14 protein-coding genes are annotated in these 19,547 nt (G+C 72.1%); 11 read left to right on the top strand and 3 right to left on the bottom strand.

Annotation, left to right across the window (positions count from 1 at the left end; genetic code table 11):
* Positions 1–9 precede the first annotated feature (9 nt).
* The gene (locus BKI49_RS31925; RefSeq protein ID WP_095937777.1) at positions 10–1,347 is read right to left on the bottom strand and encodes a 6-phospho-beta-glucosidase; all 1,338 of its coding nucleotides are present in this window, start codon (positions 1,345–1,347) and stop codon (positions 10–12) included.
* 528 nt (positions 1,348–1,875) lie between these two features.
* Positions 1,876–2,625, bottom strand: coding sequence for a DeoR/GlpR family DNA-binding transcription regulator (locus BKI49_RS31920; protein ID WP_028798993.1), 750 nt, complete (start codon positions 2,623–2,625; stop codon positions 1,876–1,878).
* Between the two features lie 126 nt (positions 2,626–2,751).
* Between BKI49_RS31920 and BKI49_RS31915 the strand changes: the two genes are divergently transcribed.
* From BKI49_RS31915 to BKI49_RS31875, 9 genes are all read left to right on the top strand, one after another.
* Positions 2,752–3,816, top strand: a complete 1,065-nt coding sequence (locus BKI49_RS31915; RefSeq protein ID WP_095937776.1) for a carbohydrate kinase family protein — start codon at positions 2,752–2,754, stop codon at positions 3,814–3,816.
* A 46-nt stretch (positions 3,817–3,862) separates the two neighbouring features.
* Positions 3,863–5,149, top strand: coding sequence for an ABC transporter substrate-binding protein (locus BKI49_RS31910; protein ID WP_095937775.1), 1,287 nt, complete (start codon positions 3,863–3,865; stop codon positions 5,147–5,149).
* Position 5,150: 1 nt separating this feature from the next.
* Positions 5,151–6,113: a carbohydrate ABC transporter permease gene (locus tag BKI49_RS31905; protein WP_095937774.1), complete on the top strand. Its 963-nt coding sequence runs from the start codon at positions 5,151–5,153 to the stop codon at positions 6,111–6,113.
* A gap of 12 nt (positions 6,114–6,125) precedes the next feature.
* Positions 6,126–6,962: a carbohydrate ABC transporter permease gene (locus tag BKI49_RS31900; protein WP_095937773.1), complete on the top strand. Its 837-nt coding sequence runs from the start codon at positions 6,126–6,128 to the stop codon at positions 6,960–6,962.
* Positions 6,962–9,907, top strand: coding sequence for a glycoside hydrolase family 2 TIM barrel-domain containing protein (locus BKI49_RS31895; RefSeq protein ID WP_095937772.1), 2,946 nt, complete (start codon positions 6,962–6,964; stop codon positions 9,905–9,907). The genes BKI49_RS31900 and BKI49_RS31895 overlap by 1 nt, the downstream gene beginning before the upstream one ends.
* 129 nt (positions 9,908–10,036) lie before the next feature.
* Positions 10,037–11,704, top strand: a complete 1,668-nt coding sequence (locus BKI49_RS31890) for a histidinol-phosphatase (protein WP_095937771.1) — start codon at positions 10,037–10,039, stop codon at positions 11,702–11,704.
* A 76-nt stretch (positions 11,705–11,780) separates the two neighbouring features.
* Positions 11,781–12,548 carry an IclR family transcriptional regulator gene (locus BKI49_RS31885; protein ID WP_095937770.1) on the top strand — a complete coding sequence of 256 codons (768 nt, stop codon included), beginning with the start codon at positions 11,781–11,783 and terminating at the stop codon, positions 12,546–12,548.
* Positions 12,549–12,654: 106 nt separating this feature from the next.
* Complete coding sequence (locus BKI49_RS31880) at positions 12,655–13,896, top strand: sensor histidine kinase (protein WP_095937769.1); 1,242 nt, start codon at positions 12,655–12,657, stop codon at positions 13,894–13,896.
* Positions 13,893–14,564 (top strand): response regulator, encoded by a 672-nt coding sequence (locus tag BKI49_RS31875; protein ID WP_095937768.1) that lies wholly within the window; start codon positions 13,893–13,895, stop codon positions 14,562–14,564. The genes BKI49_RS31880 and BKI49_RS31875 overlap by 4 nt, the downstream gene beginning before the upstream one ends.
* Before the next feature lie 60 nt (positions 14,565–14,624).
* Here BKI49_RS31875 and BKI49_RS31870 read toward each other — a convergent pair whose 3' ends face one another.
* The gene (locus BKI49_RS31870) at positions 14,625–15,422 is read right to left on the bottom strand and encodes a carbon-nitrogen family hydrolase (RefSeq protein ID WP_095937767.1); all 798 of its coding nucleotides are present in this window, start codon (positions 15,420–15,422) and stop codon (positions 14,625–14,627) included.
* 319 nt (positions 15,423–15,741) lie between these two features.
* Between BKI49_RS31870 and BKI49_RS31865 the strand changes: the two genes are divergently transcribed.
* The gene (locus BKI49_RS31865; protein ID WP_257005039.1) at positions 15,742–17,181 is read left to right on the top strand and encodes a multicopper oxidase family protein; all 1,440 of its coding nucleotides are present in this window, start codon (positions 15,742–15,744) and stop codon (positions 17,179–17,181) included.
* Positions 17,182–17,357: 176 nt separating this feature from the next.
* Positions 17,358–19,520: an MMPL family transporter gene (locus BKI49_RS31860; RefSeq protein ID WP_095937766.1), complete on the top strand. Its 2,163-nt coding sequence runs from the start codon at positions 17,358–17,360 to the stop codon at positions 19,518–19,520.
* Positions 19,521–19,547 lie beyond the last annotated feature (27 nt).

The raw sequence follows: 19,547 nt of genomic DNA, 5'->3' as shown, positions 1-19,547 counted from the left end.
GCTCGGTCTCTACTTCAGGTAACCCAGGCCGGGGTGCGCGGCGGTGTAGCCGTCGACCAGCCGGTGTGCCACGTTCACGGAGTCCACGAGGGGGTGCAGCGCGAAGGCCTTCACCGCCGTCGTGCGGGACCCCGACTCGGCCGCCGACAGCACCTCCCGCTCCACCGCCTTCACCGCGCACACCAGGCCGGTGGCGTGGTCCGGCAGCGGGTCGACGGCGACCGGATGCGCGCCGTTGGCGTCCACCAGGCAGGGCACCTCGATGACGGCCGTGTCGTCGAGGACCGCCAGGGTGCCGCGGTTGCGGACGTTGAGGATCAGCGTGGTGCGCTCGTCGCGGGCGATGGCCCGCATCAGGGCGAGCGCGACCTTCTCGTAGCCGCCGGAGAGGTCGTCGGCGTCGCGTTCGCCCGCGCCGGCCGCGTCCCGGTTCTCCGCCATGTAGGTGGCCTCGCGTTCGGCGCGCGTACGGTTCCAGGCGCTCAGCGCGGCGGCGTCGGGGTGCGTCATCTCCTCGTAGAACCCCGCCTGCTGGTCGCGCAGGAAGGCGCCGCGCGTCCGGTCCGCCTGCTGGTAGGCGCGGACGGTCTCGCGGTTGAAGTAGTAGTAGTGCAGGTACTCGTTGGGGACGGCGCCCAAGGACCGGAGCCAGTCCGGCCCGAAGAGCCGCCCCTCCTCGAAGGAACCGAGCAGCTGCGGATCGGCGAGCAGGCGAGGGAGTTCGTCCCGCCCCGCGATCCGCAGACCCCGCACCCAGCCGAGGTGGTTGAGCCCCACGTAGTCGATCCACGCCTCGCGCGGGTCGGCGCCGAGCACCTTCGCGATCCGGCGGCCGAGGCCGACCGGCGAGTCGCAGATGCCGATGACTCGGTCGCCGAGGTGCCGGGCCATGGCCTCGGTGACGAGGCCGGCCGGGTTGGTGAAGTTGATGACCCAGGCGTCGGGGGCCAGCCGTGCGACGCGGCGTGCGATGTCGTCGGCGACGGGCACGGTGCGCAGTCCGTACGCGATGCCGCCCGCGCCGACCGTCTCCTGGCCGAGGACGCCTTCGGCGAGCGCCACGCGTTCGTCGTCCGCGCGTCCCTCCAGGCCGCCGACCCGGATCGCGGAGAAGACGAAGTCGGCGCCGCGCAGGGCGTCGTCGAGGTCGGTGGTGACGGTCACCTCGGGCGCGTCCGGTACGCCCGCCGCCTGTTCGGCGAGCACCCGCGCGACGGCGGACAGCCGTGCCGGGTCCAGGTCGTGCAGCACGACCCGGGTGACGCGTCCCTCGGCACGGTCCCCGAGGAGCGCCCCGTACACGAGCGGCACACGGAATCCTCCGCCGCCGAGAATGGTCAGCCTCACGCGATTACCACCTTTGCGAGTTCTGCGAGTTCTGCGCGCCGGGCACGCTCGGCATGCCGCGCGCGTTCCTGCCGGTACGACACGTTCGGTGCGGGCCGCGCGTGGCGCCCGAACGGTGCGGTCCACGTATGGCGCCCATACGGTGTCGGCCGCGCACGGTGCCCATACGGTGCGCCGCGCGCGTGATCTCCGGACGGCGCGGGCCGCGCATGCTGCCCGTACGATCCACCGCGGGCGTGACGCCCATGGCGGCCGTCGGGCGCGGTGGGGCCGTGCCGGCTGTCCGACGCGTACCGTCCGCGCCGACTGTCCGGCGCGTTGCGGCCGTGCCGGCCGTCCGGCGCATGCTGCCCATGCCGGCTGTCCGGCACGCGACGCCCGAACCGGCCGTCCGGCACAAGCCGCCCGCGCCGAGTGGGCCACGTGCCGGGCGCGTCGTGCATGCCCGGCGCCGTACGCGCGGGCCGCCACGCGTGCCCGCGGCGGGCGTTCACGGCCGGGCCCCCGCGGCGGGTCCGTGGCCGGGGCTCATGCCACGACCACCCGCACGCCCGCCTCCTCCAGCGCGGAGCGTGTCGCCGCGTCCACCGGCGCGTCGGTCACCACCATGTCCAGTTCCTCGGGGCCGCAGACCTTGGCCATGCCCGTGCCCGGGAACTTGGCCCGGTCGGCGAGCAGGACCACCCGCTCACCCGCCCTGATCATGGCCCGCTTGACGGGCACCTCGACGACGGTCGTGTCCATCACCTGGCCGCCGGGCCGCACTCCGCTGGTGCCGAGGAAGAGCCAGTCGGCGTGCAGCTGGCGCAGGTTGTCCTCGGTGAGGAAGCCGACGAGCGAGCGGTACTCGCGTCGGACCATGCCGCCGAGCAGCACCAGCTCTATGTCCTCGTCGTCCGCGAGTTCCTCGTAGACCACCAGGTTGCTGGTGATGACGGTGATCCGGCGGCCGTGCAGCTGCCGGGCCAGCCGGTAGGCGGTGGTGCCGATGTCGAGCAGCACGGACTCGCCGTCCTGGATCATCGACGCGGCCTGTACGGCTATGGCGTCCTTCTCGGGCACGCGGACCTCGGCCACCTCGGCGAAGGGCTGGTCGCCCTCGTCCACGACCGCACCGCCGTGCACCCGCGTCAGCAGGCCCTCCTCCTCCAGCTTCACCAGGTCGCGGCGGACCGTGGCGGGGCTCACGCCCAGCTGTTCGGAGAGGTCGGTCACGGCCGCGGGACCGCCGGAACGCAGGGCCCGCAGGATGAGTTGATGTCGTCGCTCTGCCAGCACGCCCTGAACAATAGTCGTCATCTTTCTTCATTTCCATGCTCTGTTCTGCTCGACTCTTGCCAAATTCCGCGGCGGCGCGCACGATCCTGTGCACCGCTTGCAGACTTTTGACGAGAGGACGTACCCGTGGGCGACGAACGGCCCGATGTCCTGCTGACCGGTCTGCTCTTCTACGACCTCGTCCTGACCGGACTGGGCAAGCCGCCGACGCCGGGCGAGGAGATCTGGACCGAGGGCATGGGCGTCAGCCCCGGGGGCATCGCCAACCTGGCGGTGGCGGCGGCGCGTTACGGCCTGCGCACCTCCCTGGCCACGGTCTTCGGCGACGACGCCTACGGCGCGTACTGCCATGACGTGCTCGCCGGCCAGGAGGGCGTCGACCTCGCGCTCTCCCGTACCGCGGACGGCTGGCACACCCCGGTCACCGTCTCCCTGGCGCTCCCCCGGACCGGGCCTCCCGCCCCCGCGGGACACGCCCCCGTCCACGACCGCGCCCTGGTGACCCACGGCCAGGAACCGCCCCACTCGCAGGACGCGCTGATGAGCGACCCGCCGGCGGCGCGCACCGCGCTCGTGCACATCGAGGCGGAGCCGCGCGCCTGGCTCGCCAAGGCGGCGGCGAACGGCACGCAGATCTACGCCGACGTCGGCTGGGACCCCACCCAGCGGTGGTCGCAGGACCTCCTGGACCAGCTCGCGCTGTGCCACGCCTTCCTCCCCAACGAGACCGAGGCGATGGCCTACACGCGCACCGGCAGCGCGGCAGCCGCCCTGAGCCGGCTGGCCGAACTGGTGCCGGTCGCGGTCGTCACCCGCGGCGGCGACGGCGCGATCGCCGTGGACCAGACGACCGGCGAGTACGCCGAGGTGCCGGCCCTCGACATCGATGTCGTCGACCCGACGGGCGCCGGAGACGTCTTCGGCGCGAGCTTCGTCGCGGCGTCGCTCGGCGGCTGGCCGCTGGAGGAACGGCTGCGCTTCGCCGTGCTCGGCGCCGGGCTCTCCGTGCGACGGCACGGCGGCGCCCTGGCCGCGCCCGGCTGGTACGGCGTCGACCGCTGGTGGCGCTCGGTCGACGACCCCGCGCTGCGGCGCGCGTACGGCTTCCTGACGGACCGGATCCCTGCCGACCCGGGGCCGCCCGTCCCGTACGCGCCCGTGACCCCGCCCGGCCCCACCCGGCGGCACTGACCCCCTCATGCGAAGACCCGAACAGATCCGAAAGGCGGTGGGAGCTGTGCGGCTCTCACGAAGAGGCCTGCTGCGCGCGGGCCTGGCCGGTACGGCCGCCACGGCGCTCGGCGGCCTGGCGACCGGCTGTGCCGTTCCGACCGGCTCGACCGGCCGGAACATGGTCCTGTGGTACTGGAGCGGCGGGCTGAGTCCGAAGGTCGTCCAGAACGCCAAGGCCCGCTACGACGACTCGATGAACCTCCAGGCCATCCAGATCGGCGGTTACTACCGCTCGAAGCTGATGACCACGATGACCGGACGCGCCCACATCCCGGACATCGCCGGGCTCAAGGGCGAGGACATGGCCTCGTACCTGCCGAACTCCGACCAGTTCGTGGACCTGCGCACGCTGGGCGCGGCGCGGTACCGCGACAAGTACCTGCCCTGGAAGTGGGATCAGGGCATCGCCCCGGACGGCTCGATGGTGGGCTTCCCCATCGACTGCGGCCCGGTCGCCCACTACTACCAGCCGGCCGTCTTCGAGAAGGCGGGCCTGCCCCACGAGCCGGCGGACGTCTCCGCGGAACTCGACACCTGGGAGAAGTTCTTCGCCGCGGGCGAGCAGCTCAAGAAGCGTCTGCCCGGCACCTTCATCCTCACCGACGCGCTCAGCGTCTTCGGCATCTCCGTCAACCAGTCGACCCGCCGGTACGTCGACGAGGACCGGCACTTCATCGGCGACCAGGAGCATGTGCGCACCGCCTGGGACCGGGCGGTCGAGGCCACCCGCCGCGGACTGGTCTCGAAGATCGTCAACGGGACGCCGGACAACATATCCGCCACCGAGCGAGGCCTGCTGCCCAGCCAGCTCAACGCCTCCTGGGCGGCCGGCGACATCAAGCTCAACACACCGCGGACCAAGGGCAAGTGGCGGGTGGCCCAGTGTCCGGGCGGACCGTCGAACATCGGCGGCTCCTTCCTGTCGATCACCAAGGCCTGCCGGGAGCCGGAGCGCGCCTTCGAGCTGATCACCTGGATGCTCGACGCCGAGAACCAGGCCCAGGGCTTCGTCGACTCGGTGCTCTTCCCGTCGACCCCCGCGTCGTACGGCATGAGCGAGCTGCGCGAACCCGACGCGTTCTTCGGCGGCCAGATCACGATGGACGTCTTCGGCCCGGCGGCGCGGAAGATCCCCGTCGCCTTCAACAGCCCCTACGACATCGCGCTCGGCACCCCGATCAGCGACGAGCTGCGGAACTTCTCCGTGCTCGGCAAGGACCCGGACAAGGCCTGGAAGGACGCCATGAGCAGCTGCCGGCGCATCGCGGACCACGTGGGGGTGAGCTACTGACATGGCTACCGCACCCGTGGTGGAGACGCATCCGGCGCCCTTGGCCGCCGCACCCGCTCCGCACCCCAAAAAGGGCGTGCTGAGCCACTGGCGGCTGTACGCCGCGATCTCCCCCTTCTATCTGCTCTTCCTCGCCTTCGGTCTGATCCCGGTCGGCTTCTCGCTCTATCTGTCGTTCCACCGCTGGGACGGGCTGGGCGCGATGGAGTACGCGGGGCTGTCGCAGTACCGGTACCTGCTCGCGGACGGCCAGTTCTGGAGCTCGATCGGGAACACCGTCGTCATCTGGGCGCTGGCCACCTTCCCCATGATCTTCCTGGCGATGGTCACGGCCGTGATGCTCAACTCCGCGGTCCGCTTCAAGAACGTGTACCGCTTCGCCTTCTTCCTGCCGAACGTCACGTCGATCGTGGCGGTCGCGATCATCTTCGGTTCGGTCTTCTCCACCAACTTCGGCCTGGTCAACGCTCTCCTGCAGGCCGTCGGTCTCGACCAGGTGGCCTGGCTGAACACGCCCTGGGGCATCAAGGTCGCCATCGCCACACTGATGACCTGGCAGTGGACCGGCTACAACGCGATCATCTTCCTCGCCGGTCTGCAGACGATCCCGGGCGAGCTGTACGAGGCGGCGCGGATGGACGGCGCCGGACCCGTGCAGACCTTCTTCCGGATCACGCTGCCGCTGCTGCGCCCGGTGCTGCTCTTCGTGCTCGTCATCTCGACGGTCACCGGGCTGCAGAGCTTCTCCGAGCCGCAGGTGCTGCTCCAGACCACGGACAACAACTCGTCCTTCGCGGGCGGCCCCGGACACGCGGGCCAGACCATGGTCCTCTACTTCTTCCAGCAGACCTTCGACAACAACGACTTCGGGTACGGCGCCGCCGTCGCCTGGGGCATCTTCCTCGTCGTCGTCCTCTTCTCGATCGTCAACTGGCGCCTGGTGCAGCGCCGGGGCGAAGATTAGGAGCCCGCCACCATGGCATCCATCAAGGGTTCACGGAAGCGGGGCGTCGCGCTCCATCTGGTCCTGGTCGTCGGCCTGCTGATCTCGGTCTTCCCGTTCTACTGGGCCGTGATCATGTCGACGCACGCCTCGACGGAGATCTTCTCCTATCCGCCGAAGCTGCTGCCCGGCTCCCACTTCGCGGAGAACGTCCGCCACCTCTTCGACAACGTCGACTTCTTCGGGTCGATGGCCAACTCGCTGCTGGTGGCGGGCACGGTGACGTTCCTGGTGCTGTTCTTCGACTCCCTGGCGGCCTTCGTCTTCGCCAAGTTCCGGTTCCCCGGCCGCCGGTTCCTGTTCGCGCTGATGATGGCGATCTTCATGGTGCCGGCGCAGCTCCAGGCGATCCCGCAGTTCGTGATCATGGCGAAGCTGGGCTGGATCGGTTCGATGACCGCGCTGGTCGTCCCGGCGGCCGCCAACGCGTTCGGCATCTTCTGGATGCGCCAGTACATGCGGAGCGCCATCCACGACGAACTGCTCGACGCCTCGAAGCTCGACGGCGCCGGGTTCCTGCGCCAGTACTGGCACGTGGCGCTCCCGGTCGTCCGGCCCGGCCTCGCCTTCCTCGGCATCTTCACCTTCATGGGCCAGTGGAACGACTACGCCTGGCCGCTGATCGCCCTCACCGACCCGCACAACGTGACCCTCCAGGTCGCCCTGTCCCAGCTCAACGGCGTCCACGGCACGACCGACTACGGGATGGTCATGACGGGCGCGCTGCTCGCCCTCCTCCCGCTGCTGGCCGTCTTCGCGATCGGCGCCAAGCAGATCATCGGCGACCTCGGCAAGGGGGCCATCCGTTGATGCCCGGTCCGACGGCCGACGGCGCGCACGCCCTCGATCCGCTGATCGCCCTGCGCCCCTGGGAAGCACCCGAGGTGACCTCCTGGGGGCGGCTGCCGATGAACGCCGTGGACCGGCGGGCGGGTGCGCTGTCGCTCGACGGCGACTGGCGCTTCCAGCTGCTGCCGGCCCCCGACGCGCCCGACGGCGGGTGGGCCCGGGCCGAGGTCCCTGGCGCCTGGACCCTCCAGGACACCGACGACCTGCCGCAGTACACCAACTTCCGGATGCCGTGGGGTGACGTCCCGCCCGCGTCCCCCGCCGCGAACCCGACGGGCGTGTACGAGCGCGAGGTGGACGTGCCCGCCGAGTGGGCCGGCCGCCGGATCGTCCTCCATGTCGGTGCCGCCGAGAGCGTGTTGCTCGTCCATGTGGACGGGCGGCCCGTGGGGATCTCCAAGGACTCCCACCTCGCCGCCGAGTTCGACCTCTCACGGGTGGTACGTCCGGGGCGGCGGGCCACCGTGCGGCTCACCGTCGTCAAGTGGTCGGACGCCTCGCACATCGAGGACCAGGACCAGTGGTGGCACGGCGGGATCACCCGCTCCGTCCTGCTGTACGCCACCGACCCGCTGTACCTGGCCGACGTGACGGCGCGGACCGGGCTCGACGGGGAGCTGCGGGTGGACTGCCAGGTGCGGCACGCGGCCGGCACGCTGCCGGAGGGCTGGTCCGTGTCCGGTGAACTCGACGGCCGGCCCCTGACGCCGGACACCGCGTTCGACCGGGCCAACGCGGAGGACGGCCGTGTCTCCGGCTTCCTCGGCGAGGCGCGCCTCGGCACGGTCGTCCCCGGCGTCCGCCTCTGGAGCGCGGAGACGCCCGAGCTGTACGGCCTGACCGTGCGGCTGCACCGCGCCGACGGCTCGGTCGCCGACTCCACGCACCACCGGGTGGGCTTCCGCAAGGTCGAGATCCGCGGCCGGGACCTGCTCGTCAACGGCGAGCGGGTCTACTTCCGGGGCGTGAACCGGCACGACTTCCACCCGCTGACCGGACGCACCGTGACGTACGCGGAGATGCGCGCGGACCTGGCGGTGCTGAAGCGCTTCGGCTTCAACGCGATCCGCACCGCCCACTACCCGAACGACCCCTCCCTGCTCGACCTCGCCGACGAACTCGGCTTCTACGTGGTCGACGAGGCGAACATCGAGGCCCACGACCACGCCCACGAACTCGCCGACGACCCGCGCTGGACGGCCGCCTACGTGGACCGTGTCATGCGGATGGTGCTGCGCGACCGGAACCACCCGAGCGTCGTCGTCTGGTCGCTCGGCAACGAGTCCGACTACGGCGCCAACCACGACGCCGCGGCGGGCCGGCTGCGCCGCCAGGACCCGACCCGTCCGGTCCAGTACGAGGGTGCGGCCAAGCAGGGCTGGGCCGACCCCACGGTCGCCTCCGACATCGCGTGCCCCATGTACGCGCCCGTCGAGGAGTGCGTCGCGCACGCGCTGTCGGGCGAGCAGACGAAGCCGCTCATCCAGTGCGAGTACTCGCACGCCATGGGCAACAGCAACGGCACCCTCGCGGACCACTGGGCGGCCATCGAGTCCACCCCGGGGCTTCAGGGCGGTTTCATCTGGGAGTTCTGGGACCACGGCATCCTGCAGCGTGTGAACGACGGACGACCGGCCGGGCGCGGTGGCGCCGGGCAGTACGCCGAAGGTGTCGCGGCGCCCGGCCACCGCTGGGCGTACGGCGGCGACTTCGGCGAGACGATCCACGACGGCGCCTTCATCGCCGACGGGATCGTCTTTCCCGACCGCACCCCGAAACCGGTGATGTACGAGCACCGCGAGATCGCGGCACCGGTGCGGCTGGAACGTGCGGGCGACGGGCTGCGGATCACCAACCGCCGGCACTTCCGGGGCCTCGACCGGCTGGCGGCCGAGTGGCGCCTCGCGCTCGCGGACGGCGGCACCCTGACCGCTCCGGCAGAACTGCCCGACGTACCACCGGGCGGGTCCGCCTCGTTGCCGGTCCCCTTCGACCTGCCGGAGGACGGCGGCGAGGCCTGGCTGACACTGCGTGTGACGACGGCGGTGGACGAGCCGTGGGCGCCGCGCGGCACCGAGGTGTGCGTGCCACAGGTCCGGCTGCGCCCTGCCGCCGCGGCGCCGGACGCCGGCGTGGACGGCCCGCCCGTCGAGGTCGACGAGGACGGACTGCTCGTCCATCCGCTGCTGGCCGCGGCCCCGGTTCTCTCCCTGTGGCGGGCACCGACCGACAACGACGAGCTCGGTGGGACGGCGGCGCGCTGGCGCGCGTGGGGCCTCGACCGGCTGACGCGTGAGGTCGTGTCGGTGCGCCGTGCGGGCCAGGGCGTCACCGTGGTCGCCGAGTACGGCACACCGGCGGGTGTGGTGCGTCATGAGCAGGTGTTCACACGTGTCCCGGGCGGCGTGCGGGTCGAGGAGTCGGCCGAACTGCCGGACGGGCTCGACGACGTGGCACGCGTCGGGTCGGTGTTCGAGACCGTCGCGGGGCTCGACGTCCTGGAGTGGTTCGGGCAGGGCCCCTGGGAGTCGTATCCGGACCGGAGCGCGGGCGCGCCCGTGGGCCACCACCGGGCCCGCGTCGACGACCTGTTCACCCCGTATCTGCGGCCCCAGGAGAGCGGCGGGCGGCACGGCGTACGGAACTTCAGGCTGTCGGGGCCGGACGCCACCGGCCTCGCCGTCGCCCTGGACGCGCCGCGCCAGGTGTCCGTGACCCGCTTCGGTGCCGAGGACCTGGCCGCCGCCGCCCACCACGACGAGCTGGTGCCGCGGGCGGGCTGCGTCGTGCACATCGACGCCGCCCACCGGGGCCTGGGCACCGCCTCGTGCGGGCCCGACACGTCCGCCGCGTATCTCGTCCGGGCGGGCACGCACCGCTGGTCCTGGACGCTGCGCCTGCTCTGACGCGGCCTCGCCCGTCCCGCGCCGCCCGCCTCGCCCTCCCGCAGGGCCGGCACGGCGGCGTGCGGACCGTCGAACGCGCCCTTCCCGTCACGCCGTTGGTGAACCACTGACCCGGAGGACCCCACACCGATGACCGAGCAGCGGCTGCCCGCCTGGGCCGATCCGTCCGTCTCCCCCGCCCGCCTCGACGCGCAGGGCGTGTCCCGGCGCGGACTGCTGCGCCGTGCGGGCCTGTTCGGCGCCGCCTTCGCGGCCGGCCCGCTCGCGGCCCCCGCCGCGGCCGACGGACGGCGCTGCGGCGGCGACGACCCCCGTCTCGCCCACCTCGTCGGCGACCACCACGTGCACTCCGTCTACAGCCACGACGCGAAGTACACGTTCTCCCAGCTCGCCCGGGCGGGGGCCCGGTACGGCCTCGACTGGATGGTCTTCAACGAGCACTCCAACGTCGGCCACGCACAGTACGGGGCCCGGCTGGAGCACCAGGAGATCGTCGCGGCGCGCGCGGAGAACCCGCGCCAGCTGATCTTCCAGGGCCTGGAGTGGTACATCCCTGCCGCCGAGCACGCCACGGTGTTCTCGGCGCCCGGCCCCCACGAGGTGGACCTGCTGACCCGGTTCGAGCTCGCCTACGACGGCAAGCTGCTCGGCTACACGGACGGGGCGGCCTCGCACCCGGACACGGCACGCAACGAGGCGCACGCCGTCGAGGCGGTCAAGTGGCTGGCCGAGCAGCGTCGCACGGGATACGTCGACGACGTGCTCGTCCTCGCCAACCACCCGCTGCGCCTGGGCATCGACTCCCCGCACGAGATGCGCAACTGGCGGGACGCGGCCCCCGAGATCATGATCGGCATGGAGGGCGCGCCCGGCGCCCAGGGCGGCGGCATACCGGGCTGGGTCGGCTCGGGACAGCAGCGCGGCGAGTACGTCAACAAGCCGTCCGTGAACTCCTTCCCCGGATACCCGGAGGACGCGTACGTCCTGTACGGCGGCTTCGACTGGATGACGGCGACCGTGGGCGGCATGTGGGACGCGATGCTCGCGGAGGGCAGGCTCTTCACCGTCACCAGCAACTCCGACGTGCACCGCGTCGTCTTCGACACCTGGAAGAACGGCGACTGGGCGCCGGGGCGGAACTTCGACAACACCGGGCGCCTGCCCGACCCGGTGAACACGGACACGCAGCAGCCGGGCGGCGACTTCTGGCCCGGCCAGTTCAGCCGTACGCACGTGGGCGTGACCCGGTACGGGTACCGCGCGGTGATGGCGGGGCTGCGGGCCGGCCGGGTCTGGGTCGACCACGGGCACCTGCTGGACGGGCTCGACGTCCGGCTCAAGCGGGACCGCGACCACGGCCGGGGCGTCACGACGGGCGGGCGGCTGCGCGTGCGCAGGGGCGACAGGCTCACGCTGTCCGTCACGGTGACGTCGGCCTCGCGCCCCAACCCGCAAGGAATCCTGCCCGAGTTGGCACATGTCGACGTGATCCGCGGCGCGGTGCGCGGACCCGCCGCCGACCGTGACGACTGGCGGGCGCCCGACACCCGGGTCGTGCGGACCCTCGACGTGACCGGCAGGAAGGGCACGTACACCCTGCGCATCCCGCTGACCGCGGGCGAGGAGTCCTTCTACGTCCGGCTGCGCGGCAGCGACGGCAACCGCAACGGCGCCGGATACCTCGGCGCCTCGGTCGACCCGCACGGCCCGGTCCCGCACGTGCCCGGCGACGGTGACCCCTGGGCCGATACGTGGTTCTATGCCAACCCGGTGTTCGTCGATGTGGCAGGTGATTGATGAGACGTCAGCCCGGCGCGTGCGTCGTCGCCACCACGGTCCACTCCTACGAGCTCAGGTAGCGGGAACCCGCCTCATGACCGCGCAGTCCGCGCCCGGCCGTCTGCTCGCCGTGCTCGCCGCCTTCGACCACGAGCACACGGCGCTGTCCCTCACGGCGATCTCCCGGCGGGCCGGACTGACCCTCACCACGGCCCACCGGCTGGTGGGCGCCCTCACCGACTGGGGCGCCCTGGAGCGCGACGAGCACGGCGTGTACCACGTGGGCCTGCGTCTGTGGGAGGTCGCGGCGCTCGCCCCGCGCGGCCTCGGGCTCCGGCAGACCGCGCTGCCGTACCTGGAGGACCTGTACGAAGCCACCCACGAGAACGTGCAGTTGGCGGTCCGTGACGGCTCCGAAGTCGTCTACATCGAGTGGATCTCGGGGCGCTCCGCGGTCGGTGTCCGCATCCAGGTCGGCGCGCGCTGGCCGCTGCACGCGACCGGCGTGGGGCTCGCGCTGCTCGCGCACGGCGAGCCCGGTCTCCAGAAGGCGTACTGCGAGGGCCCGTTGGCCTCCTTCACCCCGTACACCGTGACGGACCCGGCCGTGCTCCGCCGAGAGCTGGCCGAAGTGCGCCGCACCGGCGTCGCCGTGAGCAGTCGTCAGGTCACCGACGACGCCCTGTCGGTGGCGGCCCCCGTACGCGATGCGGGCGGCGTGGTCGTCGCGGCGGTCTCGGTCGTGGTGCCCGAAGCCGACGCTCAGGTGCCGGCGTTGGTCCCGGCGGTCCGGCTGGCGGCGCGCGGCATCTCCCGGGCGCTCGGCTGGCAGCCCGAGGCACGCCCGGACCCGAGCCGCTGAGTGCGCGATGCGGGTCGCCGGAGCTCCGGATATCCCTCTCGTCGGTGAGGACTTCGGCATGACGGGGTCGGAATACTGGGACGGCCCGTGCCCGGAGGAGCCGCGTATGCCCGCCCAGTCCTGGTTCGCCCCCGCCGTCTCCCGATGGCGGTCGGTCCGCTCGCGCCTGCGGACGACGCATCCGTACGTCGTCGACACCGCGCTCGCCGCGCTCGTGCTGTTCGCGGCCTCGCTCCAGTGGATGTTCCCCGACGAGGGCGACGACCGGCTCACCTGGCAGGGCTTCCTGCTGGCGGCCGGCACGGCGGCACCCCTGGTCTGGCGGCGTCGCGCGCCCTTCCTGTCCGCCTGCGCGGTGTCGCTGTGCACGCCCGCGATGGCGCTCTACCACGCGCCACCGCCGAACGTCGCCTACGGCGGACTGGTGGTCCTCTACACGGTCGCCACGCTCTGCCCGCCCGCGCAGCGCCGCCTAACGCTGGTGACCTGGCTGGTCGGCGCCTCGCTCACGATGATGGCCAAGGAGCACGCGCAGCCCTTCGAGTACTCGTTCCACCTCACGAGCTTCCTGAGCGCCTACGCGCTGGGCATCCTCACCCGCGTCCAACGCGCGTACACCGCCGAACTGGAGGACCGGGCCCGTCGTCTCGAACGGGAACGCGCCTCCGACACGGCGCGGGCGACGGCGCAGGAACGCGCCCGGATCGCCCGGGACATGCACGACATCCTGGCCCATGCGGTGAGCCTGATGGTCGTCCAGGCCGAGGCCGGTCCGGTGGTGGTGCGCAGCGATCCGGAGCGCGCCGAGGCCGCCTTCGACGCGATCGCGACGAGCGGGCGGGACGCGATGACGCAGCTGCGGCGGATCCTCGGGGTCCTCAAGGAGGAACCGGCGGAGGGGACTTCGGCCCGGGTGCCGCAGCCCGGCACCGCCGCCCTCGGCGAACTGGTGCGCCAGGTCACGGAGTCCACCGGGCTGCGTGTCGACCTGCGCACGACCGGCAGCCCCCGCCCGCTGCATCCGGACACCGAGGTCGCCGCCTACCGCGTGGTGCAGGAGGCGCTCACGAACACCGTGAAGCATGCGTACGCTTCCACGGCGCGGGTCGAACTGGACTGGACGGAGGACGCGTTGACGCTCACGGTGACGGACGACGGTCGGGGGCCGGCGCGTTCGCCGGGCGCACGGGGTCCGGCGACTCCGGCCGGCGGTCACGGGCTGATCGGCATCCGGGAGCGGGCCGTGGCCTGCGGGGGCAGCGCCGACACGGGAGGCGGTCCCGACGGCGGCTTCCGTGTCGCCGTACGGCTGCCCGCCGCCGTCGACCGGCAGGCGGCCCTGGGGTGAGCATCCGCGTGGTGGTCGCCGACGACCAGGAACTGGTCCGCAGCGGCTTCAGCATGATCCTGGAGGCGCAGCGGGACATCGAGGTGGTGGCGGAGGCGGGGGACGGCGTCGAGGCGGTGGCCGCCGTGCGGCTGCACACGCCCGACGTGCTGCTCCTGGACATCCGTATGCCGCGTATGGACGGCCTGGAGGCGGCCCGGCTGGTGTGCGCCGAGTCCGGCTGCAAGGTCGTCATGCTGACCACCTTCGATCTCGACGAGTACGTGTACGAGGCCCTCTACGCGGGGGCGAGCGGCTTCCTGCTCAAGGACGTCCGGCGGGACGACCTCGTCCACGCGGTCCGTGTCGTCGCGGCGGGCGACTCGCTCCTCGCGCCCTCGGTGACGCGTCGTCTCGTCGCCGACATCATCCGGCGGCGCCGCGCCGAGTCCGTCCCCGAGCCGGCGCCGGCCCGGCTCGACGTGCTCACCGCCCGCGAGGAGGAGACCCTCCGGCTGCTCGCCCGGGGGCTGTCCAACGCGGAGATCGCGACGACGCTGTTCGTGAGCGAACACACCGTCAAGACCCATGTGAGCAACGTGCTGAGCAAGCTGGGGCTGCGGGACCGGGTGCAGGCGGTGATCTGCGCGTACGAGACGGGCCTGGTGACGCCCGGCTCCGCCCCGTAGCGCCGCGCCGGCTCCTGCCAGGCCGAGCACGGTGCCGTCGCGTGCGACGGCGCGCCGGGGTCACCGCTGTCGGGGTGCCTGGATCGCGAGGACGCGGTCGCGCAGGACGGGGAGTTCGGAGCGGATCCGGGCCACTTCGGCCATGTCGACGTCCACGGTCGCCGTCTCCTCCCCGGCGCCGGCCTCGCCGAGGACGGTCCCCCACGGGTCGACGACCACGCTGTGTCCGGCCTGCCGCATGCCGCCGTGGGTGCCGGCCGCGTCGCAGGCCAGCAGGAAGACCTGTTCCTCCAGGGCTCTCGTACGGGTCAGGAGCTGGAAGTGGTTCAGCCGCGCCGCGGGCCATGCGGCTGGCACCACGACGAGTTCGGCGCCCGCGTCGAGCAGCCCGCGGAAGAGTTCGGGAAAGCGGAGGTCGTAACAGATGGCGAGGCCGACGACGCCGAAGTCGGTGGGCACGGTGACGACGTCCCGGCCGCCGCCCATCAGGGTCGCCTCGCCCGTGTCGAAGCCGTACCGGTGGATCTTGCGGTAGCTGCCGCGCAGGTCGCCGGTCCGGTCGAAGAGGAGGGCGGTGTTGTACAGCGTGCCGTCCCGGTCCCGCTCGACGATCGTTCCGGCATGGAGCCAGGTGCCGGCCTCACGAGCGGCGGCGGACATGATCTCGGTGGTGGGTCCGTCGAGACCCTCGGCGTCGCGCTGCCAGTCGTCGTAGGCCCAGGCTCCGGCCGTCCACAGTTCCGGCAGGACCACCAGATCGTCGCCCGCCCGGCCGCGGACCAGGGAGGCCGCCCTGTCCCGGCGCTCGTCGGCCGTGCCGGACGCGTCCACGGACAGCTGGATCAGTGAGGCACGCATGGCTGTCTCCTCCGGGGCCGTCGTCGTCCGGCCCGTTGTCGCACGCCCCGAGAAACCTGTTCCCTTACGAGCGTAGGGAGCCGTGCGCACATCTGCGCCCCGTACGCGGGTGCCTCCCGGGCGGCGGCCCCGTGTCGCCCCGGGGCCGTGGGGGTCCGGGAGGGTCCTCGCTCATCAAGGTGACGCCCGCGCCACCCCCTCGGATCATGACCGTTTTCTCCTGGTTCGGAGGCATGATGGCAGCCCATGACCGCCCGCTTCCCGCAGCCGCAGCCCAGAGGGGTCCAGCTTGTCCGCACCCGCCCGTCGACCCCGGACCGTGACCGGATCCGCACTTGTCGTACTCGCCCTGGCGGCGGGCTGTACCGGGCACACCGGGACGAGCACCCACGGCCGTGCGACGGCGTCGACCGTCCCGTTGGCGAGCCTGTCGCCGTCGCCGGCCCTGACCGCCCGGGCTACCGAGGACCTGCGCGACCCGCCCCAGATCGTGAGCAAGGACGGACTGCTCAGGACCAGGATCGTCGTCGAACGCAAGAAGGTCCGCCTGGCGGGCAACGACGTGTGGGCGCTGACGTACAACGGCATGTACGCGCCGCCCACGCTGCGACTGCGGCCCGGCGACCGCATGGAGGTCGCCTTCGAGAACAAGCTGGACCAGCAGACGAACCTGCACGTGCACGGGATGCACGTCTCGCCCGTCGGTCGCTCGGACAACGTCTTCCTCAGGATCGCGCCGGGGAAGAAGTTCACCTACGAGTACACCTTCCCCAAGAGCCTGGAACCGGGCACGTACTGGTACCACCCGCACCCGCACACCCTGTCCGCCGCGCAGACCGCCGGCGGCATGGCCGGCCTCGTCGTGGTCGACGGCCTCGACGACTACCTGCCCGCCCCGCTGCGCGGCATCACCGAACGCGTCGTGGCTCTCAAGGACTTCCAGCTGGTCGGCGACCGGATCAAGACCGCGCATCTGAAGATGGGCGCGCCCACCACCCGCACCGTCAACGGACAGCTGAACCCGCGGATCAGGATCAGGCCGGGCGAGACGCAGCTGTGGCGGCTCGCGAACGTCGGGGCCAACATCTTCTACAAAGTGGCGCTGCCGGGCACCAAGTTCCACGTCGTCGCCCAGGACGGCTACCCGGTGAGCAAGGTGTACGCGGTCGATTCCCTGGTCATCCCCGCCGGTGCCCGCTACGACGTGCTCGTCCAGGGGCCGGCGGCCGGCACGTCGGAACTGCTGACCCTGCCGTACAACAGCGGAAAGGCCGGCAACCGGTTCCCCCGGGCGACGCTGGCCACGGTCCGGTCCGAAGGTGAACCGGTGCGGCCCGCGGCCCTGCCCACGGACTTCGCCCCGGAGGACGACCTCGGCAAGGAGACCGTCGCGGACCGCAAGACGATCACCTTCACGGAGAACAAGGCGGGCACGCTCTTCTACATCAACCACAAGCAGTTCGACCACAACCGCGTCGACTTCCGGGCCAAGCTCGGCACCGTCGAGGAGTGGACCGTCAAGAACGACAGCGACGAGGTCCACTCGTTCCACGTCCACACCAACGACTTCCAGGTGATGAGCATCGACGGGAAGCCGCAGACCAACTACGGCCTGCAGGACACCGTCGACGTCCCGCCCCGGGGAGACATGGTCGTCCGCATCCGGTTCCTCGACTATCCGGGCAAGTCGGTCCTGCACTGCCACATCCTCAACCACGAGGACGCGGGGATGATGTCGGTGCTGCAGATCGAGAAGTGACCGCGCGCGGGCCGGCCGCACCCTCCCGCCCTCCCTCCCCGGAGTGAGTCGGCGTCCCGTATCCGTCGTACGGGGGAGCCCCCGATACCGCTCCCTCCGGCGATCCGCCGACCCCTCCTCGGGCACGACGCTGAGTGGCGATGTCATTCACCGTACCGACCGCCGGGAGGCGTACCGTGCTCGCCACGATCTCCCGGGCGGCGACCCGCCGCCCACTCACCGTGATCCTCGTCTGGCTCGTCATGCTGCTGGTCGGCTTCGGCCTCGGCACGGGCGTCTTCGGCCGGCTCGTCGACTCGGTGCCCGACGTCCCGGGCACCGAGTCGGACCGGGCCGCCGCGTACCTCGACCGCGTCGACACCAGCGGTGAGTCGATCACCGCCGTCATCTCCGGCACGACGGTCTCCGACCCGGCGCTGCGTTCCCAGGTGGGCCGTGCCGTCGCCGACCTGCGCACGGTCACCGGGGTCGCCTCCGTGCCCGACCCCTACACCACCCGCGGCCTCACCGCCGAGGACGGCAGGGCCCTGGTCATCCCGGTGACGCTCAAGGGCGACATGAAGTTCAAGGACGAGAAGAAGGCCGTGGACACGGCGGCCGACCGCATCCGGCAGATCGACGCGCCCGAGGTCCACGTCAGCGGCGGCCCGCTGCTCGGGCAGCAGATGGGCGGGCGCGCCCAGGAGGACGTGCAGCGTGCCGAGTTGATCTCCCTGCCGGTCGTCCTGGCGCTGCTGCTCGTCGTCTTCGGCGGGCTGCGGGCCGCCGGACTGCCCCTGCTGATCGCCGTCAGCGGGGTCGCGGGCGCGTTCCTGGCGCTCTTCCTCTTCAGCCAGGTCACCGACATCTCGGTGTACGCGATCCAGATCACCACCATGCTGGGCCTCGGACTCGCCGTGGACTACGCGCTGTTGATGGTGGTCCGGTTCCGCGAGGAGCGACGGCACACGGACGACGTCCTCGACGCGGTGCACCGCACGGTCGCGGGAGCCGGGCGGACCGTCCTGTTCTCCGGGCTCACGGTGGCCGTCAGCCTTTCCGGACTCCTGGTGTTCCCCAGCCCGTTCCTGCGCAGCATGGGGCTCGCCGTCGCCGCCGTGGTCGTCGTCGACATGCTCGCCGCGGTCACCCTGCTGCCCGCGCTCCTGGCGCGCTTCGGCGCACGGATCGCACCGGCCGGGAGCAAGGGCAAGGCAGTGGCGGAGAGCGGCGACGCGGCGGCCGCCCCGGAGGGTTCGCCGACGGGGGGCTCCGCCGAGGAGGGCCGCGTCTTCGCCCGCCTCGCCCGCTTCGCGTCCCGCCGCCCCCTCGCCGTACTGGCCGTCCTCGTCCCGGCCCTGCTCGTCGTGGCCCTTCCCGCGGCCGGGATGAGGATCGGCATCGGCGACGCCAGGCAGCTGCCCACCGACACCGAGGCACGGCAGATGTACGACACGCTGGAGGCGCACTTCCCGCCGGGCACCGGGGTCTCCCCGGTCACCGTGCTGGTGCGGCCCGGCGCGGGCCCGGACACGGTGCCCCGCATCCGCGCCCTGTCGGACACGAGCGACGCGCGTGCCCTGCCGGACGGCTCCACCCTGGTGCACCTGCGGCCGGGCGGGAGCGTCGACGGCACGGCGGCGACCGACCTGGTCGAGCGCGTACGGGACGTGCGCGGGAACGAACCGGTCGAGGTCACCGGCGTCGCGGCCCGGCTCGTCGACTTCCGCTCGATGCTCGCGGAGCGGGCTCCCTGGGCGGCGGCCACCGTTCTCCTCGGCATCTTCGCCCTGCTGTTCGCGTTCACCGGTTCCGTGCTCATCCCGCTGCGGACGATCGTGACCACCCTGCTCAGCCTGGGTGCCGCACTCGGCGCGGTGGTCTGGGTCTTCCAGGACGGGCATCTGGCCGGGCTGCTGGGCGCCGACGGCCTGGGTTCGCTCAGTCTGACGGCACCGCCGCTGATCATCGCGATCGCCTTCGGACTCGCCATGGACTACGAGTTGTTCATCCTGGCCCGGATGCGCGAGACCTGGCTGCGCACCGGTGACGAGCACGACGCCGTCGTGACCGGTCTGCGCCGCTCGGGCCGTGTGGTCAGCTGTGCCGCGCTGCTCCTGGCGATCGTCTTCGGCGCCTTCATGACCGGCGGCTTCTCGCCCATCCTGCAGATCGGTCTCGGGCTGACCCTGGCGGTCCTGATCGACGCCACCGTCGTCCGCATGCTCCTAGTACCGGCCACGATGGCGCTGCTCGGCAAGCGCGCCTGGTGGGCGCCGGCCGCACTGCGGCGGGCGCACGACCGGTTCGGGCTGAGCGAGGAGGCACCGGCCCCCAGTCCCCAGCTGACGCGCGTCTGAGGACCATCCCCCCGGGGGCCCGTCCGG

The sequence above is a fragment of the Streptomyces sp. Tue6028 genome (assembly GCF_002300165.1).
Classification (GTDB): Bacteria; Actinomycetota; Actinomycetes; order Streptomycetales; family Streptomycetaceae; genus Streptomyces; species Streptomyces siamensis.
Note: the sequence above shows the minus strand (reverse complement) of the source record. Positions and strands in the feature narration are given on the sequence as shown.